This is a genomic window from Streptomyces sp. CA-135486 (assembly GCF_050936555.1).
Lineage (GTDB): Bacteria > Actinomycetota > Actinomycetes > Streptomycetales > Streptomycetaceae > Streptomyces.
In genome coordinates this window covers 2,305,675-2,321,015 of record NZ_JBNJMM010000001.1, presented here as the reverse complement: position 1 = coordinate 2,321,015, position 15,341 = coordinate 2,305,675, and the positions used below count along the sequence as shown (strand labels likewise).

The 15,341-nt window shown below is 71.5% G+C and carries 18 protein-coding genes; 8 read left to right on the top strand and 10 right to left on the bottom strand.

Translation table 11 applies throughout. The features are described from left to right. Window positions 1-34 precede the first annotated feature (34 nt). The 6 genes from ACQEVG_RS10525 (at window position 35) to ACQEVG_RS10500 (ending at window position 5,525) form a co-directional block, all read left to right on the top strand. The gene (locus tag ACQEVG_RS10525; protein ID WP_432980439.1) at window positions 35-652 is read left to right on the top strand and encodes a TetR/AcrR family transcriptional regulator; all 618 of its coding nucleotides are present in this window, start codon (window positions 35-37) and stop codon (window positions 650-652) included. A gap of 54 nt (window positions 653-706) precedes the next feature. Then, window positions 707-1,741: a DEDDh family exonuclease gene (locus ACQEVG_RS10520; protein ID WP_432980436.1), complete on the top strand. Its 1,035-nt coding sequence runs from the start codon at window positions 707-709 to the stop codon at window positions 1,739-1,741. Between the two features lie 54 nt (window positions 1,742-1,795). Further along, a complete protein-coding gene (locus ACQEVG_RS10515; RefSeq protein WP_307664289.1) occupies window positions 1,796-2,029 on the top strand; it encodes a hypothetical protein in 234 nt (77 codons plus the stop codon). A gap of 74 nt (window positions 2,030-2,103) precedes the next feature. Further along, a complete protein-coding gene (locus ACQEVG_RS10510) occupies window positions 2,104-2,892 on the top strand; it encodes an SURF1 family cytochrome oxidase biogenesis protein (RefSeq protein ID WP_432980433.1) in 789 nt (262 codons plus the stop codon). Between the two features lie 85 nt (window positions 2,893-2,977). After that, on the top strand, window positions 2,978-4,765 hold the full coding sequence (locus ACQEVG_RS10505; RefSeq protein ID WP_432980430.1) for a glycoside hydrolase family 15 protein: 1,788 nt from the start codon (window positions 2,978-2,980) through the stop codon (window positions 4,763-4,765). 4 nt (window positions 4,766-4,769) lie between these two features. Then, window positions 4,770-5,525 carry an SDR family oxidoreductase gene (locus tag ACQEVG_RS10500; RefSeq protein WP_432980427.1) on the top strand — a complete coding sequence of 252 codons (756 nt, stop codon included), beginning with the start codon at window positions 4,770-4,772 and terminating at the stop codon, window positions 5,523-5,525. Between the two features lie 117 nt (window positions 5,526-5,642). Here the strand turns inward: ACQEVG_RS10500 and amaP are convergent, their stop codons facing one another. The 5 genes from amaP to ACQEVG_RS10475 are packed head-to-tail and all read right to left on the bottom strand — an operon-like array spanning window position 5,643 to window position 7,967. After that, on the bottom strand, window positions 5,643-6,221 hold the full coding sequence (gene amaP, locus ACQEVG_RS10495; protein ID WP_432980424.1) for an alkaline shock response membrane anchor protein AmaP: 579 nt from the start codon (window positions 6,219-6,221) through the stop codon (window positions 5,643-5,645). A gap of 7 nt (window positions 6,222-6,228) precedes the next feature. Continuing rightward, window positions 6,229-6,870, bottom strand: a complete 642-nt coding sequence (locus tag ACQEVG_RS10490; protein WP_432980421.1) for a DUF6286 domain-containing protein — start codon at window positions 6,868-6,870, stop codon at window positions 6,229-6,231. After that, window positions 6,867-7,238, bottom strand: a complete 372-nt coding sequence (locus tag ACQEVG_RS10485; protein ID WP_432980418.1) for a hypothetical protein — start codon at window positions 7,236-7,238, stop codon at window positions 6,867-6,869. Before ACQEVG_RS10485 ends, ACQEVG_RS10490 begins: the two co-directional genes overlap by 4 nt. A gap of 6 nt (window positions 7,239-7,244) precedes the next feature. Continuing rightward, a complete protein-coding gene (locus ACQEVG_RS10480) occupies window positions 7,245-7,436 on the bottom strand; it encodes a hypothetical protein (RefSeq protein ID WP_404726158.1) in 192 nt (63 codons plus the stop codon). Window positions 7,437-7,469: 33 nt separating this feature from the next. Further along, window positions 7,470-7,967 (bottom strand): Asp23/Gls24 family envelope stress response protein, encoded by a 498-nt coding sequence (locus ACQEVG_RS10475; protein ID WP_432980415.1) that lies wholly within the window; start codon window positions 7,965-7,967, stop codon window positions 7,470-7,472. A gap of 127 nt (window positions 7,968-8,094) precedes the next feature. Between ACQEVG_RS10475 and ACQEVG_RS10470 the strand changes: the two genes are divergently transcribed. Next, window positions 8,095-8,760, top strand: coding sequence for a hypothetical protein (locus ACQEVG_RS10470; protein ID WP_432980412.1), 666 nt, complete (start codon window positions 8,095-8,097; stop codon window positions 8,758-8,760). On the opposite strand, the gene ACQEVG_RS10465 is transcribed toward ACQEVG_RS10470, so the two are convergent. The 3 genes from ACQEVG_RS10465 to abc-f form a co-directional block, all read right to left on the bottom strand. After that, the gene (locus tag ACQEVG_RS10465; RefSeq protein ID WP_432980409.1) at window positions 8,761-9,552 is read right to left on the bottom strand and encodes an enoyl-CoA hydratase/isomerase family protein; all 792 of its coding nucleotides are present in this window, start codon (window positions 9,550-9,552) and stop codon (window positions 8,761-8,763) included. 161 nt (window positions 9,553-9,713) lie between these two features. Continuing rightward, on the bottom strand, window positions 9,714-9,932 hold the full coding sequence (locus ACQEVG_RS10460; RefSeq protein ID WP_185035675.1) for a helix-turn-helix domain-containing protein: 219 nt from the start codon (window positions 9,930-9,932) through the stop codon (window positions 9,714-9,716). Between the two features lie 384 nt (window positions 9,933-10,316). Then, a complete protein-coding gene (gene abc-f, locus ACQEVG_RS10455) occupies window positions 10,317-11,915 on the bottom strand; it encodes a ribosomal protection-like ABC-F family protein (RefSeq protein WP_432980405.1) in 1,599 nt (532 codons plus the stop codon). A gap of 337 nt (window positions 11,916-12,252) precedes the next feature. Here abc-f and ACQEVG_RS10450 point away from each other — a divergent pair, with 337 nt between their 5' ends. Next, the gene (locus ACQEVG_RS10450) at window positions 12,253-12,657 is read left to right on the top strand and encodes a VOC family protein (protein ID WP_432980402.1); all 405 of its coding nucleotides are present in this window, start codon (window positions 12,253-12,255) and stop codon (window positions 12,655-12,657) included. Between the two features lie 40 nt (window positions 12,658-12,697). Here ACQEVG_RS10450 and ACQEVG_RS10445 read toward each other — a convergent pair whose 3' ends face one another. Both ACQEVG_RS10445 and ACQEVG_RS10440 read right to left on the bottom strand, forming a co-directional pair. After that, window positions 12,698-14,092 carry a hypothetical protein gene (locus ACQEVG_RS10445; RefSeq protein ID WP_432980399.1) on the bottom strand — a complete coding sequence of 465 codons (1,395 nt, stop codon included), beginning with the start codon at window positions 14,090-14,092 and terminating at the stop codon, window positions 12,698-12,700. Between the two features lie 78 nt (window positions 14,093-14,170). Next, window positions 14,171-15,298 (bottom strand): alpha/beta hydrolase, encoded by a 1,128-nt coding sequence (locus ACQEVG_RS10440; protein ID WP_432980396.1) that lies wholly within the window; start codon window positions 15,296-15,298, stop codon window positions 14,171-14,173. Window positions 15,299-15,341 lie beyond the last annotated feature (43 nt).

Below are 15,341 nucleotides of genomic sequence, written 5' to 3'. Positions count from 1 at the left end.
AGAGCCGTGCACGCATGATGAGTTGAGGAGCGAGATGCCACGCACCCCGCTGACCCGCGAAGAGGTGCTTCGGACGGCGGCGGCCCTCGTGAAGCGGCACGGCCCCGACGCGCTCACCATGCGCAAGCTCGCCGCCGAGCTCGGCACGGCGGTCACCTCGATCTACTGGCATGTCGGCAATCGCGAATCCCTGCTGGACGCACTGGTGGAGCGCACGGTCCAGGAGATGGGCGCGATCCGGCCGGTGGGGCGCACACCCGCGCAGCGCGTCGTCTCGGTCGCCCGCCGGCTCCGCCGCGAGCTGCGCGACCGGCCGCATCTGATCGCGATGGTCCATGAACGGGGGCTCACGGAACGGATGTTCCTGCCCGCGCAGCAGGCACTCGTGCACGAGGTGCACTCCGCCGGGCTGCGCGGAGCGCGCGCCGCCGAGGCCGTGCGCGCCGTCCAGTTCCAGGTCGTGGGCTTCGTGCTCGTCGAGCGCAACCGCGAGCGCTCACCGGTCCAGTCGCCCGGCGAGAGCGAGCTCTGGGACACGAGGACGGCCGAACACGACCCGGCGCTGGCCCGCGCGCTGGCCCGGCCCGCGGACTCGGAGCGGCTCTTCACCGCGTCCGTACGGGCGTTGGTGAGCGCATTGCTGGGGGCGTGAAGGAGCATACGGGCCGGGCGGATCCGGCGTTGTCAGTCCCGGCCCGTATTCTCTGTGACCATGCTCGACGACCATACGACTGCAGCGACATCGTGGCCGGCCGCGTACCCACAGGGGTACGCGGTCGTCGACGTGGAGACCACCGGACTCGCCCGCGACGACCGGATAATCTCCGCTGCCGTGTACCGCCTCGACGCGCAGGGCGATGTCGAGGACCACTGGTACACCCTGGTCAACCCGGAGCGCGATCCGGGTCCGGTGTGGATCCACGGTCTGACGAGCGATGTGCTGGAGGGCGCACCGCTCTTCGGTGATATCGCCGCGGAGTTCTCACAGCGGCTGGAGGGCCGCGTCCTCGTCGCGCACAACGCCATCTTCGACTGGTCGATGATTGCCCGGGAGTACGCACGCGCGCAGCGCACCGCGCCCACCCGGCAGCGGCTGTGCACCATCGCGCTCTCCAAGGAGCTCCGGCTGCCGCTGCCCAACCACAAGCTCGCGTCGCTCGCCGCCCACTACGGGGTGGTACAGCAGCGGGCGCACCACGCACTGGACGATGCGCGGGTGCTGGCGGAGGCGTTCCGGCCGAGTCTGCACACGGCGGCCCGCGACGGGGTGCGGCTGCCGCTGCACGAATGCCGCCCGCTGACCGAGTGGTCGGACTCCCCCGCGACCCCGCGAATCGGTTACCAGGCGTCGTACGGCCAGTCTTCCTCCGGTCGGTCTTCGTCCGGGTCCTCCTACGGGCAGTCGGCCTACGGCCACGGCAGCTGGCGGCCCTCGCGCAAGCGCCCACCCTGCCCCTACCCCAACCCCGGTCGGTACGAGGTGGGCAGAGCACTTGTGCAGGGCATGCGGGTGGCGTTCTCCGGCGACACCTCCGTCGACCGGGAACTGCTGGAGGACCGGGCGATCGAGGCGGGCCTCCATGTCGCGACCAGCGTCTCCCGGCTGACCAGCCTGCTGGTGACCAACGACCCCGACTCGTCCACCTCGAAGACCGTGAAGGCGAAGTCCTACGGCACGCCGGTCATCGACGAGGCGGCCTTCACCCAGCTGTTGCGCGACGTGACCCCTGCAGACGGGTGACGGCCGGGCGTGCCGCCCACTCTTCGGGGACCGTCGCCCCGCACCCTGTGGCGCATGGCACGTTGCGAGGTATGCGGAAACGACTACGGCATGTCCTTCGAAGTGCACGCGCAGGGCGCCGTGCACGTCTTCGACTGCTTCTCCTGCGCCATTCACCGCATGGCGCCCATCTGTGAGCACTGCCGCGTTCAGATCATCGGCCAGGGTGTCGAGGTCGACGGCCACTGGTACTGCGGCGGGCACTGCGCCCGCGCGGAGGGGAGGGCGGGCATCGTCGACAAGGTATGACGGACAGGCAGGGCGCGCGGCCCGGTCGGGACCCCCCGTCCGGGCCCGAGGCGACAGCGGGTACGGTCGAAACCGTGTACCGCTTCCTGTTGTCCCGCCAGTGGGTGATCCTCACCCTCATCGGCCTCGTACTCATCCCCACGATGATCGAGCTGGGCTTCTGGCAGCTCCACCGGCACCAGCACCGGGTCGCGCAGAACACACTGATCGCCGAGAACCTCCGGGCGAAGCCCGTCCCGGTGACCGGGCTGGCCTCCCCCGGACACACCGTCCCGCGCGCCGACTACTGGCGCCGGGTCACCGCCACGGGCACCTTCGACACCGCGCACGAAGTCGTCGTACGCCGCCGTACCTCCGCCGACGACCAGGTCGGCTTCCATGTGCTGACCCCGCTGATCCTGGCCGACGGCCGCGCCGTCCTGATCAACCGCGGCTGGATCCCGGCCGCCGCGGACCAGAAGGCGTTCCCCTCCGTGCCGCCCGCCCCCAAGGGCACGGTGACCGTGACCGGCCGGCTCAAGGCCGACGAGACGACGCGGGCCAGCGGCATCAAGGACCTGGCCGGTCTGCCGCCCCGCCAGGTCATGCTCGTCAGCAGCGCACAGCAGGCCGAGTCACTCGGCCGCACCGTGCTCGGCGGCTATCTGGAACAGACCGCGCCGGAGCCCGCGGGCAGCAGCCCGGAACTGATCCCGGACCCCGACCACGACTCCATCGGCCCCCACATGGCCTACGCCGTTCAGTGGTGGCTGTTCGCCGCGGGAGTACCCGTCGGCTGGGTGATTCTGGTACGCCGCGAGAAGCGCGACCGCGGGGCCGCCGCGGACAGCAGCACCCCGGAGCCCACCCCGGCGAGCGTCTGACTCCATTGATCACGAGTGCGCGCGGTCACCCGCGGCCGAGACCGCGACTGCTTAACCGCCACACTGGGCGGGAACACGCCAAACCGTGACGCTACGCATCGAGGACTACGCTCTTATCGGCGATCTGCAGGCGGCCGGACTCGTCGGCACAGACGGCTCCATCGACTGGCTGTGCCTGCCCCGCTTCGACTCGGCGGCCTGTTTCGCCGCGCTGCTCGGCGACAAGGAGAACGGCCACTGGACGATAGCTCCCAAGGGTGCGGGCCTGTGCACCCGGCGCGGCTATGTCGGCGAGTCGCTCGTCCTGGAGACCGTGTGGGAGACCCGCACCGGCACGGTGAAGGTCATCGACTTCATGCCGCAGCGCGACGTGGCACCCGATGTCGTACGCATCGTGGAGGGCGTCAGCGGCACGGTCGAGATGAGGGGCACGCTCCGGCTGCGCATGGACTACGGCTCCGTGGTGCCGTGGATGCGGCGGTCGGACGGGCATCGCGTCGCGGTTGCCGGCCCCGACTCCGTATGGCTGCGCAGCGAGCCGGAGGTCAAGACATGGGGTCAGCAGTTCAGCACCATCTCGTCGTTCACGGTCGGCCCCGGGGAGAAGGTGGCGTTCGTCCTCACCTGGCATCCCTCGCACCAGCCGCGGCCGAGGCTCGTCGATCCGTACGAGGCGCTGGAGAGCAGCCTGGAGGACTGGACCGAGTGGTCCAGGCGCTGCTGTGGTGCCGAGGGCCAGTACCAAGAGGCCGTCCTGCGCTCCCTGATCACGCTGAAAGCGCTCACGTATGCCCCGACCGGCGGAATCGTCGCCGCGCCCACCACGTCGCTGCCGGAGGAGCTCGGCGGGGTACGGAACTGGGACTACCGCTACTGCTGGCTGCGCGACTCCACCCTCACGCTGGGCGCGCTGCTGGCGGCCGGCTATCACGAAGAGGCCGAGGCCTGGCGCGACTGGCTGCTGCGCGCGGTGGCCGGGGACCCGGCGGACCTCCAGATCATGTACGGGCTGGCGGGCGAGCGGCGGCTGCCCGAGATGGAGCTGCCGTGGCTGAGCGGCTACGCGGGCTCCGCGCCGGTCCGCACCGGCAACGAGGCCGTGACCCAGCTTCAGCTCGATGTGTACGGAGAAGTCATCGACTCCCTCCATGTGGCACGGGAAGCAGGCCTGCCGGCGGAGAAGCACGCCTGGAACATCCAGTTGAGCCTGCTCGGCTTCCTCGAGTCGAAGTGGCGGGAGCCGGACGAGGGGTTGTGGGAAGTACGGGGTCCGCGCCGCCACTTCGTGCACTCCAAGGTCATGGCATGGGTGGCGGCGGACCGTGCCGTGCGCACCCTTGAGGCATACCCCGAGCTGAGCGGCGACCCGGCGCGCTGGCGGGCGATGCGGGACGAGGTGCACCGGGAAGTGTGCGAGAAGGGGTACGACCCGGTACGGAACACCTTCACGCAGTCGTACGGATCCGCCGAACTCGACGCGGCGACGCTGCTGATCCCGCGGGTCGGCTTTCTGCCGCCGGACGATCCGCGGGTGATCGGGACGGTGGACGCGGTGCAGCGGGAGCTCGGCACGGGCGGTCTCGTACGCCGCTACAGCACCGAGGGCCTGCCGGTGGACGGGATGCCGGGGAGCGAAGGGGCGTTTCTGGCCTGCTCGTTCTGGCTGGCCGACGCTCTGCTGATGACGGGGCGGGCGAAGGAGGCGCGGGCACTCTTCGAGCGGCTGCTCGCGCTGCGCAACGATGTGGGGCTGCTGGCCGAGGAGTACGACCCGGTGGCCGGGCGGCAGCTCGGGAACTTCCCGCAGGCGTTCAGCCATATCGCTCTGGTGAACACGGCCCTCGCGCTGGGGCAGGAGGAGACGGCAGGATAGGTCCATGGATCTTGGACTGAAGGACCGCGTCTATGTCGTCACGGGTGCGTCGCGGGGGCTGGGCAACGCGACGGCGCGGGCACTTGTCGCGGACGGCGCGAAGGTCGTCATCACCGGACGGGACAAGAAGACCGTCGCGGATGCCGCCGCCGAACTGGGGCCGAACGCCGTGGGCGTCGCCGCGGACAATGCCGACCCGGCGGGTGCGGAGCGCCTCGTCGCCGCGGCACGGGCGCACTTCGGCCGCTTCGACGGCATTCTGATCAGCGTGGGCGGCCCGGCGCCGGGCTTCGCGGCGGACAACACGGACGAGCAGTGGCAGGCGGCGTTCGACGCGGTGTTCCTGGGGGCGGTACGGCTGGCCCGCACCGCGGCGGCGGCGCTGGGCGAGGGCGGGGTCATCGGTTTCGTCCTGTCCGGCTCGGTCCATGAGCCGATCCCGGGCCTGACGATCTCCAACGGCCTCCGCCCGGGCCTGGCGGGCTTCGCGAAGTCCCTCTCGGACGAGCTGGGCCCCCAGGGCATCCGGGTCGTGGGCCTGCTCCCGGCCCGCATCGACACGGACCGCGTGCGCGAACTCGACGCGCTCTCGGGCGACGCGGAGGCGGCGCGCACGGCGAACGAGTCGCGCATTCCGCTGCGGCGCTACGGGACGCCGGAGGAGTTCGGCACCGCCGCGGCGTTCCTGCTGTCGCCGGCGGCGTCGTACCTGACGGGGGTCATGCTTCCGGTGGACGGGGGCGCACGGCACGGGTTCTGACACGCGGTGCGGGGGCTGAGCTCTCGCTGCCGGGTGCGGCGGGCAGGCCCCCGCGCGAGCACGGGGTGCCGCGCCCCCTGAGGGGTCCGGAGCCAAGCCCCGGTTCGCGCTGAAGGGTCAACTCACCCTCTGCGCACCGTGCTTCGCCGCACGCAGTCTGACCTCCGCCGGCAGCGCCGCCAGCCCCGCCGAGTCACGCGCATGCCCCACCGCCTCCTCCGTCAGCCGCGTGAGCGCGTCCCCGGGCGACGCGTACGGTTCCAGCAGCAGGTTCACCCGTGCCTCCGGGGCGCTGCGGCGGCCCAGCAGCATGACGTGGGCGCGGGCGACGCCCTCCAGGGATTCCGCCTCGCCCTCCAGGACGCCCTCCAGCGCGCGGCCCCGCAGCAACGCGCCCTCGCCGTCGCCGCTGTCGACCAGGACCTCCGCCAGCCGGGCCCGGCGGAACTGGGCGATCAGCCACCACAGCGCAAGCAGCACCACCACCGCCAGTACCGCGATGACCACCGGCCACCACCAGCCCTCGTCGCGCCAGCGTTCCCGGGCCGCCTTGCTCAGCAGGACGTCGCCCGGGCCGTCCCAGGGCCACCAGGACGGCACCGGCCACCCGGCCCCCGCGGCGAACACCGCGCCGCCCACGCACAGCAGCACCAGCCCGGCGAGGCCGAGCACTACGCGATTGACCACCCGGAGCATTCGCGCCTCACCTCTTCTTCGCCGGCGGCCGGCCGACATGCACGGTCAGGGCGGGCGGCCTGGCAAGGCCGAGCTCCCCGATCGCCGCGGCCAGCGAGGCGTCCAGATCCGCCCGTACGTCGTCGAGTTCGCGGAAGTGCGACTGCGCGCGCACGGAGACCTTCGCCCGCCCCATCCGCACCCGCACCGACTGCACCCCGGAGACCTCCATCGCCCGGTCCCGCAGCACGAACGCCGCGGCCTCCCGCTCGATACCCGCGCGTACCGAGGCGACGTCGCGGCGCATCGGCAGCAGCGACCGCAGTCCGGGCGTGAGCGCGAGGACGATCAGGCCGACGCCGATGACCATCGCGACGGCCGCGGCCGCCAGCACCCCCGGTTCGTCGAGCCGCCACTTCGCGAGGTCTGCCGCGAGCGCCCGGCGCCACTGCATGGCGGGCCGGCCGGCCCGTACCGCCGCGATGTCGTACAGCAGCAGCCCCGAGCCCCCGAGCACCACCAGGGCCACCAGGCCTGCCGGCACACGGCGCACGGACCAGAAGCGGCCGCCTTTGCCGCCCTCGCCGTCCTTCGACCCCGGTCCCGGGTGGTAGGCGGCGGCCGACGCCGACTGGTCGAGATCGAGTACGGGCCGTACGGGCTCGCTCATCGGATCCTCCCCTGTGCCGCGCTGCGCGAGTGGACCGAGTGCAGTCGTTCGACCTGCACGGCCACCTCGGGCACATCCATCCCCGCCAACGCCTTTACCCGCTGGGCGACTCGATGACGCACCGCGCCGCACTGGCGGCCGATGTCGGAGGGGTAGTCGAGCTCCAGGCTGACCCGCACCCGGGCGTGGTCATGGTGCACCGTGACCATGGCGCGGGGCGGCACGCCGTCCTCCGGTACGCCGAGCAGCGCTTCTTTCGCCGCCTGGGCGGCGATCTTCGCCACCACCCGGTCGGCGATCGTGGTCGCCCCGCGCTCGGCGGCCGGGACGCTCCCCCTACCTCCGGTGGAGGGACCCCCAGTGGCCACGGCGGGTCACCGCCGCCGGTCGCCGCGCTCGCGACCGCGGAAGAAGTCGCCCGGTTCAAGGTCGCCGTCGAGGAACCGGCCGGCCACGAAGCCGACCGCTCCCAACGCCGCGACCAGCAGAAAGGCACCGAATCCGCCGAAGTATCCGGCGAAGCCGAGCGCCATGCCGGCGATCAGGCCGGCCACAGCCATGCTCATCGTGGGCTCCTCCACTGGAGATGCCGAAGGCGCCTAGTGGAGACGTTGCTCCGGCTCTTCGTCTTCCTCATCGGGCAGTTTCACATCGCTGACCGCGATATTGACCTCGACGACCTCAAGTCCGGTCATCCGTTCCACCGCGGAGATGACGTTCTCGCGCACCGCGCGGGTGACGTCGGAGATGGAAACGCCGTAGTCGACGACGATTTCGAGGTCGAGGGCCGTCTGCACCTCGCCCACCTCGGCCTTTACACCGCGCGTGGCGGTGGACCTGCTGGTGCCCGGCACCCGTTCGCGTACCGCGCTGAAGGTGCGGGAGATCCCGCTGCCCATCGTATGGACGCCGAGCACATCACGGGCGGCGAGCCCGGCGATCTTCTCGACGACGCCGTCAGCGATGGTCGTACGGCCACGGGATGCGGGGTCGCCGCCGCCGCGCTTGGTTGTGGAGGTCTTCCTGGGCTCCTCGGCCGAGCCGAACGACTCATTGCCGGGGCTCTCGGGCCGGCTCCGCAGAATAGGGTCGGTCATCGCAGTGTGTCCTTTCCCTGTCGAATCCGGGTCGGGGTCGGTCCACTCCTCCGGACGGGATCCACTCCGTTGCCCACACTAAGTGCGCTTGCCCGCTCTCGCGCCGGGGATGCGGCAGGCTGGAGCAATGACCACGGCTGATGCGGTGCGGCGACGGCTCGGACTAGGAAGGCTGCTTCCGCTGGGCGGCGCGGCGGACGGGGCCTGGCTGGCCGAACGGGCTGCCCAGGCGGTGCTCCGTCGGGTGGCGGCACAGGTGCCCGGCGTGGCGGCAGGACCGCTGAGGCTGGCGCTCGCGGACCCCGGCGCGGCGGCGACGCCCGCCGTCCCGCCCCCACCGAGCGCGCTGCCGCCGGGCCCGCTGCGTATCGAGGCGGATTTCGGGGTGGTGGCACAGGAGCCGCTCCCGGCCACGGCGTCCACGCTGCGTACGGCGCTGTTCGCGGCCGCGGCCCAGCTGCTGGATCTGGACGTCACACAGGTGGATCTACGAGTGACGGAGCTGCTGGACACGGCCCCGAAACCCGGCGCTCCCGCTCACCCACCCGAGGTACGGGCCGTCGCTCCGACGGACCTCGCCGGCACGGCGGCGTCCCGCGCGCCGGGCGTGGCCCATCTGACCGCCACGCTGGGCACGCCGGTGCATCTGGCGCCGGACCATGTCCGCGTCGAGGTGGCGACGGCGAGCGGTCACCGTCCGCTGGAGGTGGTCCGGGCAGTCCGCGAGGCCGTGACGGCGGCGCTCGCGGACGGCCGCCCGGTGGCTGTGCTGATCACCTCGGTGGATAGCTGATCAGTCGCCGACACCCGCGAGGTCGCGCAGCCGGCGCGCCTGCGCCGCCCGCTCCGCCGTGCGCTGCTCCTCGTACGAACGACCCGCCACTCCCTGCAGCAGCGCCTTCGTCTCGATCACCGCGTCCCGCGGCGCCGCGAGCAGCGCCGAGGCCAGGTCCCGCACCGCGCCGTCGAGTTCGTCACCGGGCACGACAAGGTTGGCCAGGCCGGTGCGCTCGGCCTCGTCCGCGTGGACGAAGCGGCCCGTCGCGCAGATCTCCAGCGCCCGGGCATAGCCGACGAGCGAAGCCAGCGGGTGCGTGCCGGTGAGGTCGGGGACGAGCCCGAGGCTGGTCTCGCGCATGGCGAACTGCACGTCCTGCGCGACGACCCGCAGGTCGCAGGCGAGGGCGAGCTGGAAGCCTGCTCCGATCGCATGCCCGTGGACGGCCGCGATCGTGACGATGTCACTGCGGCGCCACCAGGTGAACCCCTCCTGGTACTCGGCGATGACCGCGTCGAGCTCCTTGTCGGAACGGCGTGCGAGGTCGAGGAAGGACGGCTCGCCGTCGAAGCCCTCGGGTGTGAACGCCTGCCGGTCGAGGCCGGCGGAGAAGGACTTGCCCTCGCCGCGCAGCACCACGACCCGCACACTGCCCGGCAGTGACCGACCCGCCTGCGCCAACGCCCGCCACAGAGCGGGAGATTGGGCGTTGCGCTTGTCCGGGTTGGTCAGCGTGACCGTGGCAACCGCGTCCTCGACGGTGAGCCGTACGCCGTCCTTGTCGAGCACAGAGTCGAGCGAAGCCATGGGGCGCCTCCGGTTCGGGTGCAGTCTGTCCGTATCGGCAAAGCCGACACGGACGAAGTTAAGTGACTGCACAGTAACCACCTGGTCGACCGCATGACCGACCGGGTGGCCACCGCAGGAACCGGTGGACCGGAGGAGCCTCGATGTTCAGGCCGAAGCGGTCAGGCCGTAGCCTTCTTGCCTCGCGTCGCTCCGCCGCGTCCCCGGAGCGTGACTCCGGACTCGCTGAGCATCCGGTGTACGAATCCATAGGAGCGGCCGGTCTCTTCGGCCAGCGCCCGGATGCTCGCACCGGAGTCGTACTTCTTCTTCAGGTCTGCCGCGAGCTTGTCGCGCGCGGCGCCGGTAACCCGGCTGCCCTTCTTCAGAGTCTCGGCCACCCGTGCCTCCTCATGGGAAGTGCGCTCTGGACTTCTCATGATCACCCCTCGAGGGCTTCCTGGCCACCCATTCGACAAGGTCCGTGCGACAAGCTTTGCCGTGCGCCGCGCGGCCGACACGACCGGAATCACTCATTCCGCACGTCTGTGTTCGCACGTCCGAACGGGTTCCCGACAGAAATGCCAGGTCAGCGCCGCGCCCGGGAGACGGTCGCGGCGAGGGACCGGACCGAGCGGATCCGCTCGGCGCCACGCCGGGTACGAGACCCACTCACTCAGATGATGGATCACCTGTAGGCCGAATGATCCATACGGAGTGGATCAGAGCCGGACGAGGACCCCGGAAGCGCCGGATCCTGCCCGGTGAGGCCGGCCCGTGCCCGGTCAGGCGAGCGCCACCAGGTCCGCGTAGTCCGCGCCCCACAGGTCCTCGACGCCGTCCGGCAGCAGGATGATGCGCTCGGGCTCGAGCGCCTCGACCGCTCCCTCGTCGTGCGTGACGAGGATGACCGCGCCCTTGTAGGTGCGCAGGGCGCCGAGGATCTCCTCGCGGCTGGCCGGGTCGAGGTTGTTGGTGGGCTCGTCGAGCAGCAGGACATTCGCCGACGAGACGACCAGGGTGGCCAGCGCCAGACGGGTCTTCTCGCCGCCGGAGAGGACTCCGGCCGGCTTGTCGACGTCGTCGCCGGAGAACAGGAAGGAGCCGAGCGTCTTGCGCACCTCGACGAGGTCGAGATCGGGCGCGGAGGAACGCATGTTCTCCAGGACCGTGCGGTCCGGGTCGAGCGTCTCGTGCTCCTGGGCGTAGTAGCCGAGCTTGAGGCCGTGCCCCGGGGTGACCTCGCCGGTGTCCGGCTGCTCCACGCCCGCGAGCAGCCGCAGCAGCGTCGTCTTGCCCGCGCCGTTGAGGCCGAGGATGACGACCCGGGAGCCCTTGTCGATGGCGAGGTCCACATCGGTGAAGATTTCGAGGGAGCCGTACGACTTGGACAGGCTCTCCGCGGTCAGCGGGGTCTTGCCACAGGGCGCGGGATCGGGGAAGCGCAGCTTGGCGACCTTGTCGGAGACACGTACCGCTTCAAGACCGGACAGCAGCCGCTCGGCGCGCTTGGCCATGTTCTGCGCGGCCACGGTCTTGGTGGCCTTGGCGCGCATCTTGTCGGCCTGGGAATTGAGGGCCGCGGCCTTCTTCTCGGCATTCTGGCGCTCGCGCTTGCGGCGCTTCTCATCCGCCTCGCGCTGCTGCTGGTAGAGCTTCCAGCCCATGTTGTAGACATCGATCTGCGAGCGGTTGGCGTCCAGGTAGAAGACCTTGTTGACGACCGTCTCGACGAGGTCGACATCGTGGGAGATCACGATGAAGCCGCCGCGGTAGGACTTCAGATACTCACGGAGCCAGACGATCGAGTCGGCGTCGAGGTGGTTGGTGGGCTCGTCGAGCAGCAGGGTGTCGGCGTCCGAGAAGAGGATGCGCGCGAGCTCGACGCGCCGACGCTGACCGCCGGAGAGCGTATGCAGGGGCTGGCCGAGCACTCGGTCGGGCAGGCCGAGCGCGGCGGCGATGGTGGCGGCCTCGGCCTCGGCGGCGTACCCGCCCTTGGTGAGGAACTCCGTCTCCAGGCGCTCGTACTTCTTCATCGCCTTCTCGCGGGTGGCGCCCTTGCCGTTCGCCATCCGCTCCTCGTTCTCGCGCATCTTCTTCAGCACGGAGTCGAGGTCACGGGCGGAGAGGATCCGGTTGCGGGCGAGAACGTCGAGGTCGCCGGTGCGCGGGTCCTGCGGGAGGTAGCCGACCTCGCCGGAGCGGGAGATGGTGCCGCCGGCGGGGATGCCTTCGCCCGCGAGGCACTTGGTGAGGGTGGTCTTGCCCGCGCCGTTGCGGCCCACCAGGCCGATGCGGTCGCCTTTGGCGATACGGAAGGAAGCTGACTCGATGAGGATGCGTGCGCCGGCGCGCAGCTCGATGCCGGAAGCGGTGATCACGGAAAGACTCCAGGGCGGTATGGACGGCGGAAGGGACGGGCGCGGGAGCTTCGACGCCGCCTAATGCGCAAGGAGAATTGCCATACGACTGAGTCTACCGGTGCCCTGCAAGTGGTTTTGCGCCAGCTTTCGCGGCGATGGCCCGGGCTCGATCGGTGCCCCGGGGCAGGGCGTTGCCGAGGGAGCGCAGCGCCGGCGGTGGACCGGGAGTGGTCCTGCACCGGCCTGCGCACCGGCGACATGGCGCAGCGCGCCGCGTTCCGCCCGCTGTCAGTGCCAACTGTCACACTGAGATGCAGATCACATTTCCATCGTCGAGTCTGAAGGAGTGATCGGGATGTCGCAGTCACCGAGCATCTGTCCGACGCTGGTGTACGCGGACGCGAAGGCCGCGATCAAACAGCTCACGGAAGCCTTCGGCTTCACCGAACACGCGGTGTACGAGGACGAGACCGGCGCGGTCGTGCACGCCGAGCTGACGTACGGCAACGGCATGGTGATGCTCGGCAGCAAGGGCACCGGAAGCGAGTTCGACAAGCTGATGAAGGACGGCGGGCCGACGGGCGTGTTCGTCCATGTCGACGACGTCGACGCCCATCACGCCGGTGCGCTGGAGCATGGTGCGGACATCGTGATGCCGCCGACGGACCAGGACTACGGCGCGCGTGACTACATGGCACGCGACATCGAGGGCAATGTGTGGAGCTTTGGCACGTACTCGCCGGGGGCGGCGGAGGTCTGACGCCTGTCTCCGCCGCCCGATCGTCGAGTCCGCGCCCGGATCAGACGCCTCCGGTGTGCACCTGGAACGCCGCCCTGCGTACGGCCCTGGCGAGGGCGGGGTCGGGGTGCGCGGCCGCCAGGGCCACCAGAACCTGCACGGTACGGGGGTGGCCGCCGGTGCGTACCGCTTCGAGGAGGGCCGGGACCGTGCCCTGGACCGCGGAGTCGAGGTGCCGCAGCAGCAGCTGCGGCTCCCCGTGGTCGGCGACGGCCGCCGCGGTGTCCACCCAGAGCCAGGTCGCTTCCTCACGGGTGAGGACGTCGGCCGCGTCCTCGGGGTCCGCGCCCTCGTACTCGGCGAGCCACAGCAGTACGTAGGGGCGCAGCGAGGGCTCGTCGGCGGCGGCGCGGACCTCGGCCTCGGCGGGGGCGCCGACGACGCGCAGCGCCTCGAAGGCGAGTCCGCGCAGCAGGGCGTCCTCGCCACGGGCGACGGCGAGCAGCTCGGTGACCGCGCTGGAGACGGTGCGGGCGGCGAGCCAGGCGCGGTACTCGGCACGGGCCGGGCCGGGGGTGAGGCGGGCGCAGCCGCGCAGCATGTCCTCGGCGGACTGCTCGATATTGCCTGCGGGGCTCTGTGCGGCGACGCAGATCTGCTCCAGCTTGACCCAGACCGCCCAGTTGCCGAGGGGGGTGAGGGTGGCCGAGCGGCCCTTGTCGAGGGTCAGCGCGCCGACGGAGGACAGGCCCTGCAGCGCCCAGCCGAGGAGGAGCGAGACGGGTACGTCAGCACCCGGGTCGGCACCGGGCTGGGTGTCCGGCTGCGGGCCGTAGGGGACTTCGCAGCGCTCCTCGCGCAGTTCGGCGACGCGCTGCTGGAGCAGGTCGAGCAGGACCGGCACGAGCACGGGGCCGGCCGAGAGCTGGAGCAGGGAGAGCACCTGGGGGACGGCCTCGACGACCTCGGCGACCGCGGTGGGCGCGACGTCGCCGGGCGCCGGGTGGGCCAGCGACCAGGCGTCGAAGAGGGCCACCCAGCCGCGCAGTACGGCCATGTCGTCGCGGTCCCAGGCGCGCAGCCGCCAGCCGGGGCGGGCGGTGTCACCGTGCAGCTCGACCAGGCCGGCGAGGCGGGCCCGGTCCCAGCCCGCGCGCACCTGGAGCGGGGTCAACTCCAGTGCGGCGGCCGCCCGTTCCTGGGTCCGTTCGGTGAGCTGGGCGGTGCTGGGGTCCCTCTCGACGGCGGCCCAGCGGGCGATCCGTACGGCGTCGGCCAGCACTGTCCGCGCCTGGCGGGCCAGCTCGGAGGGGGCGGGGGTGCCTTCGGGCGGCCGGGGGGCCGGCCGGGTGCGCCGGGTCGTCACGGCCCGCCGTGCGGTGGCCAGGGATCGCGGGCGGACAAGACGAAGTCTGGTGTTGCGCGCCAATTGCTCATCAGGCTTTCGGGACGTCACGGGGAGCAGTCTTCCCGCTGACGGCCCGAAAGCCCAAACGGAACCTGGCCGGCAAGATCCGCAAGACAGGCCTCAGGGCTACATCAAGGGGGTGAGGAAGCGGCGGAGGGCTTCTTCGTAGCGGTCCGGGTCGGCGTTCCACATGGCTGCGTGCGGGGCGTCCTTGACGGTGTGGAGGCTGACCAGGTCTGGTCGGCGGGCGGCCAGTTCGCGGGACGGCTGCCAGGGGGCGAGGGTGTCGTCCGGGCCGTGGAAGATGAGGGTCGGCACGCGCATCGCCTTGTGGTCGGCGGCTTCCTGCAGCCGGTCACCGTGCAGGCCGGTCCTGCCCTTGGCCGCCCTGACGGCGAGCGGCAGCAGGAACGCCGGGGTCCGGCGGGCGGCGGCCAGAGCGCGCAGGGTGGCTTCCCAGTCGAGGACCGGTGAGTCGAGGACGAGTCCGCTGATCCGGTCGCGCAGCCCGGAGTTGACCGCGGCGTGCAGAGCCATCGAGGCACCGGTGGACCAGCCGTGCAGGATGACCTTTTCGGCGCCGAAGCGGACGGCGAAGCGGATCGCGGCGTCCAGGTCGCGCCATTCGGAGTCGCCGAGGTGCCCGAGCCCGTCGGCGGGCTTGGGTGCGCCCGGGTCTCCGCGGTAGCCGAGGCCGAGTACCGGGAAGTGACGGGTGTGCAGGAACGGCAGGAGATTCAGGGGGTGTTCCCGTGTGGTGCCCAGGCCGTGCACGGCGATCACCCAGGTGTCGCGGTGTCCGGGCACGAACCAGGCGGGCAGTGCGCCCAGTTCGCCCGGTATGTTCACATCGCTGTGATAGATACCGAACGCGCTCGACGGATCGCCCGTGTGCACCTGCGGGGTGAGCCGCACCCGGCTGCCCGGCTCCAGGCTGCCGAGACTGACCCGCTCCAGGCGGCGTACGACGGTGTCGACGGGGTGCGGCACCGCGTCGAGCACGGGTCCGACGACGGCATGGATGCCCTCGCCGTCGAGTCCGTATCTGCCGGGGCGCTGTGCGGCGAGGCTGCGGGTCAGGGTGACCTGGCCCGCGGCCGTGGCGTGCACGGTGAGCCCGGGGTCGCCGGGCAGTGGGCGTCCTTGCGGCAGCTTGAGCGCGGCGTCGCTGGCGTAGCGGCCGGCTGCGACCGCGGTCGCGCCGAGTCCGATCAGGGTGGTGACGGCCACTGCCGTCGCTGTTGCCGGGCGCACCCGTCCAGTGTCGGCATCCGCGCGCCGGGCTGCCAGTGGACGG

What these genes read in the sequence shown, in the direction of transcription:
- ACQEVG_RS10525 (WP_432980439.1), top strand. Translation starts at nt 35, where the DNA reads ATGCCACGCACCCCGCTGACCCGCGAAGAGGTGCTTCGGACGGCGGCG.
- ACQEVG_RS10515 (WP_307664289.1), top strand. Translation starts at nt 1,796, where the DNA reads ATGGCACGTTGCGAGGTATGCGGAAACGACTACGGCATGTCCTTCGAA.
- ACQEVG_RS10500 (WP_432980427.1), top strand. Translation starts at nt 4,770, where the DNA reads ATGGATCTTGGACTGAAGGACCGCGTCTATGTCGTCACGGGTGCGTCG.
- amaP (WP_432980424.1), bottom strand. Translation starts at nt 6,221, where the DNA reads ATGCTCCGGGTGGTCAATCGCGTAGTGCTCGGCCTCGCCGGGCTGGTG.
- ACQEVG_RS10490 (WP_432980421.1), bottom strand. Translation starts at nt 6,870, where the DNA reads ATGAGCGAGCCCGTACGGCCCGTACTCGATCTCGACCAGTCGGCGTCG.
- ACQEVG_RS10480 (WP_404726158.1), bottom strand. Translation starts at nt 7,436, where the DNA reads ATGAGCATGGCTGTGGCCGGCCTGATCGCCGGCATGGCGCTCGGCTTC.
- ACQEVG_RS10475 (WP_432980415.1), bottom strand. Translation starts at nt 7,967, where the DNA reads ATGACCGACCCTATTCTGCGGAGCCGGCCCGAGAGCCCCGGCAATGAG.
- ACQEVG_RS10470 (WP_432980412.1), top strand. Translation starts at nt 8,095, where the DNA reads ATGACCACGGCTGATGCGGTGCGGCGACGGCTCGGACTAGGAAGGCTG.
- ACQEVG_RS10465 (WP_432980409.1), bottom strand. Translation starts at nt 9,552, where the DNA reads ATGGCTTCGCTCGACTCTGTGCTCGACAAGGACGGCGTACGGCTCACC.
- ACQEVG_RS10450 (WP_432980402.1), top strand. Translation starts at nt 12,253, where the DNA reads ATGTCGCAGTCACCGAGCATCTGTCCGACGCTGGTGTACGCGGACGCG.